Consider the following 4,622-nt stretch of genomic DNA (forward strand, 5'->3'; position numbering starts at 1 on the left):
GCCCCTCGGGCGCCCCGCCGCCGCGCGCTCAGGCCGGACCGGCCGCTCCCAGCTCGAACCAGACCACCTTGCCGCGCCCCCTCGTGAGGGCGTCCACGCCCCAGGCGTCGGCGAGCGCCTGCACCAGGACCAGCCCCCGTCCGTGCGTACCGTCGTCGGCGGACGGTACGTGCGGCCGGGGCAGGCGTGCGGCGTGGTCGCGGACCTCGACCCGGAGCCGGCCGGCCCGGACGGTCGCGGACACCTCGGCGCCCTGCTCGGTGTGGACCAGGGCGTTGGTCACCACCTCCGTCACCAGCAGCTCGGCCACGTCGGCCGTCTCGCCCCGGCAGCGGTGGCGCAGCAGTTCCCGCAGGGCCCGGCGGACCTCGCCCACCGCCTTCAGATCCGCCCGGCGCACACTGCGCGCCATCCCGGCCGGGTCGTGCTCCCCGGCCGCCGACGGCTCCCGCGCCACCGGCCGCTCGGCCCTCCATGTCTTCCCGGTCTTCGCCCCCACCCGCACGGCGACATACCTCCCCGTATTGCGCTGCCCGTGGTCTCGAACAGGTCTACGGAATGCATGCCCCCGGCGACAGTCCGCACTCCTTCGGGCCCCGGGGCCCGGCGGGCGGCGGAGAACGAATCGAGCCATCCCGGGTCCGCCGCCCGTTCCGCGTCCAGCCCGGCGCGGCGGTCGGACGGTGCGAATCCGGTCACCGCTCCGGCGCCGGCCTCCGAGGGAAGCGCCGGCGCGCCGGGACCGGTCACCCCGCCCGCCCGAGCAGGCCCCTCGTGCCGCACCACCCGGTGAACTGCAGTGGTCCTTCGCCGCACACCCCCCGGGCGCCCGCCGTACGGGCGAGGGCGGTCACGCCGGGGCCGCGGTTCGTCGTTCCGTACGGAGCGAGGCCGGAAACCGGCACTCCCCGCCCGGCCGTTTCCCCCGGGGAGTGGGAGAAGAGGCCCACTTTGACGGGCGGGCCGTACTGCACCAGGGTGAGGCAATCTCCCCTCGGCAGCCGGAAACCGCCGCTTCGCGACGTCACGCCCCTTGACGGCGCAGGCCGTTCAGGTGCGCGCCATGTGCCGTGCGGGGAACGATAGCGCGCCGTCCCGAGGTTGCACATGCCCGCAGCGTGCGCGAACACCCCACTGTCGTGCGGGAGTTCGGAGACCCGACCGGGTACGGACGCGGGCCTCGCGGTCACGCCTCCCAGACCGCGGCCGCCGTCCGGTCGTCGGCGTACCCCTTGAGGCGGAGCTGGGTGTCGGCGAGGAAGGCCGCCAGGCCCGGCGGGTCCCCCTGCGACCAGCGGGAGGCCAGCTCGGCCGGGAGCAGGCTCTCCTCCCGCATCGGGTCCGCCAGGCCGCCGGAGCACAGCAGCAGGGTGTCACCCGGCCGGGCCACGGAGGCCCGGAACCGGAAGCCGGCGGCCGGCCCGGTGTCTTCCTCCAGGTCCTGCCAGCGGCCCCCGCGGAGCCGGAAGACCCCGCCCGCGCCCGCGCCGAAGCAGATCCGGTGGGGGCACCGCGGGTCCAGGGGCAGCAGGAGCCCGCGCAGCCCGGCCGTATAGGCCTCCTCGGCGAGCCCGAGCTCGGCGGCGCGGGCCCGCAGCCGCCCGTAGCCCCGGTCGGTGAGCCGCTGGAGCCCCGACAGCAGGGCCTCGCGCCGGCCCGCCCGGACGTCCTCGGCCAGCCGCTCCCGGCTGCGCCCGACGGCCGCCGCGACCAGGTGGCCCAGCTCGGCGGCGGCCTCGCGGGCGCCGGGGGCGGCCCGGTCACCGCCGGCCAGCACCACCAGCACCAGGGCCTCGTCACCGCTGCCGAAGCGGGCGGTGAGCAGGAAGTCCCGCCGGGCCTCGCCCCGGAAGCGGGCCGAGTCCCCGCGCAGGGAGGCGGCGCGCAGGGTGTACGTGGCGTAGCGGGCCCCCTCCAGGACGGTGTCGGGGGTCAGGAAGTCGAGCGCGGCCGGGTCGGCGGCGGGCAGCGCCCCAGGCTCGGCGGCGTACGTGGGGGCCCGGTCGCCGAGGTGCCGTACCGCGGGCCGCTCGCCCGCGCGCGGCGGGGCCGGGTCCGGCTCGTGTCCGGGCGCCGGCGCCGGCGGCACGGCCACGTCCCCCTGGGCGTACCCGGTCTCCCCGGACACCCGGGGATCCGCCGGACGCGCCACCCCGCCCGGCGCCCCGGCCCCCGACCGCTGCGCGGGCACCAGCGGCGCCGCGGGCGGCACCGCCGGCCCCTGCGGGGGCGGTACGGGCGCCGGCGGCTCGGGCGGCCTCCCGGTCGCCACCGCCGGGCGGAATCCCGGTGGCGGGGTGGGCGGCGGCGCCTGCGGAGGGGGCGGCCCAGCCGGCGGCGCGCCCGCCCCGGGATCGGGCTCCCCCGACGCCGCCGGAGGCTCCCGGCGGGGGGCCGGCAGCGGCGGCCCGGCCGGAGCCGGGCCGGTCACCAGGACCGACGCCGAGCGGAACCGCTGGTCCAGGGTGTCCCCCGGGTCAGCGCCGGGCCCCGCGTCCGGGTCTCCGTACAGCTTCTGCCACCAGTCCTCCGCGCCCTGCTGACTCATGCCCCCATTCTGGGCGCGACCGGGCGACGGAAAACCCCGAATGCACGAAAAGGGCCCCCCGGTCCCCCGCCCGGGGATCCCCGCGCACCTCTTCCGTACGGACGGCCGGACATCGCACGGGGACCCGACCGGAGTTGCCCGCAACGGCCGCCGGAATCCCTGTCCGCGCACGGCGGGACGCACCGCCCTCCCCGCACGAAACCGGCCATCCGGCCGGTAAGCGACCCATACCGGCGTCGCCTTGGCGCAGGGGCGGGGAATGCGGCGAAGATGACCGCGGCGGGTTCGCGCCGTGGCCGCTTCCCGCCGGGCACGGCTCTGGGAGTGGGGTGGACGGGTTGCTGGGAGCGATAGGCCTGGACGAGGGTCAGGAATCGGCGTACCGCGCGCTGGTGGCACTGGGGGCGGCGGAGGTGCCCGACCTGGCACACCGGCTGGCGCTGCCGGTGCCGCAGACGGAACGCGCCCTGCGGCACCTGGAACGCCACGGGCTCGCGGCCCGTTCTCCGGCGGGCCCGGGCCGCTGGGTGGCGGCGCCGCCGGGAGTCGCCCTCGCGGCCCTGCTGAGCCGGCAGCGGCACGAGCTGGAGCAGGCCGAGCTGGCGGCCGCGCTGCTGACACAGGAGTACCGGGCGGAGGCGGCCGAACCGGCGGTGCACGACCTGGTGGAGGTGGTCACGGGCGCCGGCGCCGTTGCGCACCGCTTCCACCAGCTCCGGCTGGGTGCGTCCGAGGAGGTCTGCACGCTGCTCACCGGGCGGCCCGGGCACGACGCCGGGGAACGGGTCGCCGTACGCGGCGTCGACCACCGGGTGGTCATCGAGCGGGAGGTGCTCGCCCTGCCCGCCGGGATCCGCGAGGCCTCCAGCGCGCTCGCGCGCGGCGAACGGATCCGGGTGACGGCGGCGGTCCCCACCCGGCTGGTCATCGCGGACCGCACCCTCGCCATGGTCCCGCTGACGGCGCCCGGCGCCGAGCCGGCGGCCCTGGTGGTGCACGCGTCGGGGCTGCTCGAGTCGCTGCGGGGGCTCTTCGAGGCGGTGTGGCGCGAGTCCCTCCCCCTCCGCCTGGGCGTGACGGGCCACCCGGAGGAGGGCGACGGCGGACCCGACCCCACCGACCTGGAGGTGCTCTCCCTCCTGCTGGCCGGGATGACGGACGCGAGCGTGGCCAAACACCTGGAGCTGGGCCTGCGCACGGTCCAGCGCCGCGTGAAGGGGCTGATGGAGCTGGCCGGCGTGACGACCCGGCTCCAGCTGGGCTGGCACGCGTACGAACGGGGCTGGGTGGCCCGATAGCCGGGGGTCGGTCACGCTGGGCGCATGGATCTGCCGCAGCTGCTCCTGGTGGGGCTGGTGCTGCTGCTCGGGATCCTGGGAGTGCTGGTCCCGGGCGCGCCGGGAGCCTGGCTGGTGTGGGCGGCCGTGCTGTGGTGGGCCCTGCACGAGCGGGCCGCGGGCGCCTGGGCGGTCCTCGTCGGGTCGACGGCCCTGCTGCTGGTGGTGCAGGCGGTGAAGTGGCAGCTGCCGCCGAGACGGCTGCGCGGCCTGGGGGTCCCCCGCCGGATGGCGGTGTACGCCGGCACGGGCGCGCTGGCCGGCTTCGTACTGCTGCCGGTGGTGGGGGCCGTACCGGGCTTCGTGGGCGGCATCTACCTGTGCGAGCGCCTCCGCCTGGGTACGCACGGGGCGGCGTGGGCGTCGGCCCGAAGGGTGATGCGGGCGGTGGGGACGAGCGTGCTGGTGGAGCTGTTCGCGTGCCTGTTGGTTACGGCGGCGTGGCTCGCCACGATCCTGACGGGGCCCTGACCCCGCCCTCCCCCGCGCCTCAAACGCCGGCGAGGCTGGTTGTGGCGACGCAGGGCATCCGCCTGCGGGCCGTTCCCGGGGGCCAGCCCCCGGACCCCCGCGCCTCAAACGCCGGCGAGGCTGGATTGGCCGGCCAGGCCGGGTCATACCCACGAGGCGGGGACGCGGACCCTCAACGGAGGGGGCGGGGGCGGGGTGGGGTGTCGTCCGGGACTAAAACGAGATGAATTCGGCGCGCGGTACCGCCCATCAGGCACATCCGGAAC

General features: G+C 77.5%; 4 protein-coding genes. 2 read left to right on the forward strand and 2 right to left on the reverse strand.

The window, feature by feature from the left end; all coding sequences use genetic code 11:
* Positions 1 to 28 precede the first annotated feature (28 nt).
* Both AB0D45_RS34510 and AB0D45_RS34515 read right to left on the reverse strand, forming a co-directional pair.
* On the reverse strand, positions 29 to 412 hold the full coding sequence (locus AB0D45_RS34510) for an ATP-binding protein (protein ID WP_362466595.1): 384 nt from the start codon (positions 410 to 412) through the stop codon (positions 29 to 31).
* A 774-nt stretch (positions 413 to 1,186) separates the two neighbouring features.
* Entirely contained in the window at positions 1,187 to 2,548 is a 1,362-nt protein-coding gene (locus AB0D45_RS34515) for a protein phosphatase 2C domain-containing protein (protein ID WP_362466587.1), read from the reverse strand.
* Positions 2,549 to 2,886: 338 nt separating this feature from the next.
* Here AB0D45_RS34515 and AB0D45_RS34520 point away from each other — a divergent pair, with 338 nt between their 5' ends.
* On the forward strand, positions 2,887 to 3,846 hold the full coding sequence (locus tag AB0D45_RS34520; RefSeq protein ID WP_362466590.1) for a helix-turn-helix domain-containing protein: 960 nt from the start codon (positions 2,887 to 2,889) through the stop codon (positions 3,844 to 3,846).
* 24 nt (positions 3,847 to 3,870) lie between these two features.
* On the forward strand, positions 3,871 to 4,356 hold the full coding sequence (locus tag AB0D45_RS34525; protein ID WP_362466592.1) for a DUF456 domain-containing protein: 486 nt from the start codon (positions 3,871 to 3,873) through the stop codon (positions 4,354 to 4,356).
* Positions 4,357 to 4,622: the final 266 nt, after the last annotated feature.

It is taken from the genome of Streptomyces sp. NPDC048352, from assembly GCF_040651895.1.
In the GTDB taxonomy this organism is placed as follows: domain Bacteria; phylum Actinomycetota; class Actinomycetes; order Streptomycetales; family Streptomycetaceae; genus Streptomyces.

Excerpts from the sequence above, each read along its gene's own strand:
- AB0D45_RS34510 (WP_362466595.1), bottom strand. The coding sequence starts at position 412 with ATGGCGCGCAGTGTGCGCCGGGCGGATCTGAAGGCGGTGGGCGAGGTC.
- AB0D45_RS34515 (WP_362466587.1), bottom strand. The coding sequence starts at position 2,548 with ATGAGTCAGCAGGGCGCGGAGGACTGGTGGCAGAAGCTGTACGGAGAC.
- AB0D45_RS34525 (WP_362466592.1), top strand. The coding sequence starts at position 3,871 with ATGGATCTGCCGCAGCTGCTCCTGGTGGGGCTGGTGCTGCTGCTCGGG.